At 60.3% G+C, this 2,191-nt stretch carries 4 protein-coding genes; 2 read left to right on the top strand and 2 right to left on the bottom strand.

All coding sequences use genetic code 11. From position 1 onward, the window contains the following. Positions 1-315 precede the first annotated feature (315 nt). The gene (locus H0W40_RS19930) at positions 316-705 is read right to left on the bottom strand and encodes a hypothetical protein (protein WP_292449669.1); all 390 of its coding nucleotides are present in this window, start codon (positions 703-705) and stop codon (positions 316-318) included. 133 nt (positions 706-838) lie between these two features. Then, positions 839-1,231 carry a helix-turn-helix transcriptional regulator gene (locus H0W40_RS19925; RefSeq protein WP_292449667.1) on the bottom strand — a complete coding sequence of 131 codons (393 nt, stop codon included), beginning with the start codon at positions 1,229-1,231 and terminating at the stop codon, positions 839-841. A gap of 53 nt (positions 1,232-1,284) precedes the next feature. On the opposite strand from H0W40_RS19925, the gene H0W40_RS19920 reads away from it, so the two are divergent. Then, positions 1,285-1,563 (top strand): hypothetical protein, encoded by a 279-nt coding sequence (locus H0W40_RS19920; RefSeq protein WP_292449665.1) that lies wholly within the window; start codon positions 1,285-1,287, stop codon positions 1,561-1,563. Positions 1,564-1,702: 139 nt separating this feature from the next. Then, complete coding sequence (locus H0W40_RS19915) at positions 1,703-2,092, top strand: hypothetical protein (protein ID WP_292449663.1); 390 nt, start codon at positions 1,703-1,705, stop codon at positions 2,090-2,092. Positions 2,093-2,191 lie beyond the last annotated feature (99 nt).

Genomic DNA, 2,191 nt, shown 5'->3' with positions numbered 1-2,191 from the left:
TCCATGAACAACTTGACCTGGGCCAGCGCCGCGTAGTCGAGCGGCAGCAGCATGGGCGCCGGCATTTCGCTTTGGGCGATCTGGCGCAGTACGTCGTCGTCGATGGGTTTGGCGTTCATGTAGCCTCCGCTTTTGCGATAGCTTTCGCGGCCGCCAACATTGCCGCTTCCTTCGTGCGGTAGCGCTTGCCTACATATCGGCCGTCTACCATCGCTAAGTAAGTGATGCCGGCAACGCGGCTATGCACAATGCCGCGCCCATCCTCGGTTTGCCACTGGTACGCGGCAACGCCGGTTTTCGTTAGCCGCCAGATAGTCATACTTGCCCCTCTGCCCTGGCGATAGCGGCATAGGCATTGACGAACTGCGGCTGCTCGCTGGTATCCACGTCACTGACCCGCGCGCCCGTCGCGGCGTAGTCCATGATCCCTTTCAGCGCTTTGAGCAGATCAGGCGCGGCAGCGGACGGCACCACCTCGGTGAGCGCACACGCAGCACGGCAGGCGTAGGCGGCGCGATTCTCTGTTTGACTATCTTGACTATCGGCGAGTTTGGTGAACTCTGCCGCAAGAGAAGCTGCCAATAGGGCCGCATCTTTCTTGCTGATGTAGTCCGGATGACCGGGCCTTACGTCGGCGCCCAGTCGCTCGGCCAGTCTTTCCATTTGCCGCGCAGCGCAGAGCGTCATCGCTTGAAAGGCGTTCATTCGTGTTTCTCCTGTTCTGTTTTATTTGGAGAGTGCAACAACCTATAGGCTACACGTATGAGTATCCAAGTCAACTCTTTTCTGTAGGGCGCGGGCAAAAAAAGGCGCCGTTCGTCGGCGCGCAGGGACTTTCTTAAGCCGCGGTCTTGCGGCGGGCTGGTTCTTGTTCCAGCTCGATGGTGGCGGACGTGAAGGCATCGACCATCGCCATGACTGCACTCAACTGCGGCGGCGACAGGGACTCGATACGGCGCGCGAGCTTCAGGGTCACTTCTGCGACTTCGGCGTTGTAGGCTTCCATCGGCAGCATTCCGGTGGCAAGCCATTCGGGGCGAACCCGCAGCGCGCGTGCTAGCTGCACGATCTTTAGAGACGACTTGCTCAGTCGCTGCTCGATGTTGCCGATCGACGACGGCGGCATGTCGCACAGCTTCGCCAGTTCCGACTGCGAAAGCCCGCGGCGCCTTACGGGCCAATAAGACGCGCTCAGAGAAAGTTTTTGACATAAGTGAAAATTGTCTTGCAAACGATATCAGCATGGATGTAGACTCCGTTCTACATTGTTGAGTAGACTGGCAAATGAACTACAGAAAGACGTTCGATCTAGTTCGCAATGCCACGCACCAAGAGCTTGATTACATTGCATTTCGGACGGGTGTTTCGTTCTCGACGCTGCGTGCGATCAAGTACGACAAAACCGGACGGATGCCCCAGGTTCGGACTATGGAAAAGGTTGCCCTGGGCATGAAGCGCCGCGCAACACCCTCTGGCGCTGTTCGTCTCCTCGTGCCAGAGGGCATTTCGGCCGGCCCGTGTGCTAACGCCACGGTGCCGGCCTCTTTTTCTTCCAACGAGTAGCGGGGTTTTTCATGGTTGGGCAATTCTTACTCCGCGATCTACATAAGTCCATAGAGCTTTTGGCTGATGTGGGGCATGGCAAGCGGTGTGCCCGGAGGCCAAAATGAACGGCCCGGCGATCCTCGACAGGCTCAAAGGCGTGACCGGCAAGGCGCCACGATGGCGCGCCATCTGCCCGGCGCACGAGAGCAAGCACGGCACACGCACGCTGGCGATCTTCGAGCCGGAAATCGGGCGGGTGCTCTTGAAATGCCACGCCGGCTGCGATGTGTATTCGATCATCAGCGCCGTCCATCTGGAGATCGACGCGCTGTTCCCGCCGCGCACCGACGACAACAACAAGCCGCCCGTGCGTAAACCGTGGCGGGTCGGCGACCTGGCCGCGGCGCTCGAAACGGAAACCCTGATTGCATGGGTGGTGCTGACCGATCTGGCCGGCGGCCGGCCCGTCACCAAGACTGACCGGGAGCGGGCCGCACTGGCCGCCAAGCGCTGCGCCAGCCTGATTCAGGAGATGGCACATGGATGAGCGCATAGCCGACGCCATTGCGCGCCGCGATGCCGGCATGGCGCTGGCAGTAGAGCATGCCGATCAGGTCGAGCCTGCCTGGAGCGATCGGGCGTTCGC

The organism is Methylibium sp. (genome assembly GCF_013817345.1).
GTDB lineage: Bacteria > Pseudomonadota > Gammaproteobacteria > Burkholderiales > Burkholderiaceae_C > Methylibium.
The sequence above is the reverse complement of the archived record's forward strand: the minus strand, read 5'-3'. Positions and strand labels throughout refer to the sequence as shown.

What these genes read in the sequence shown, in the direction of transcription:
- H0W40_RS19930 (WP_292449669.1), bottom strand. Translation starts at nt 705, where the DNA reads ATGAACGCCTTTCAAGCGATGACGCTCTGCGCTGCGCGGCAAATGGAA.
- H0W40_RS19920 (WP_292449665.1), top strand. Translation starts at nt 1,285, where the DNA reads ATGAACTACAGAAAGACGTTCGATCTAGTTCGCAATGCCACGCACCAA.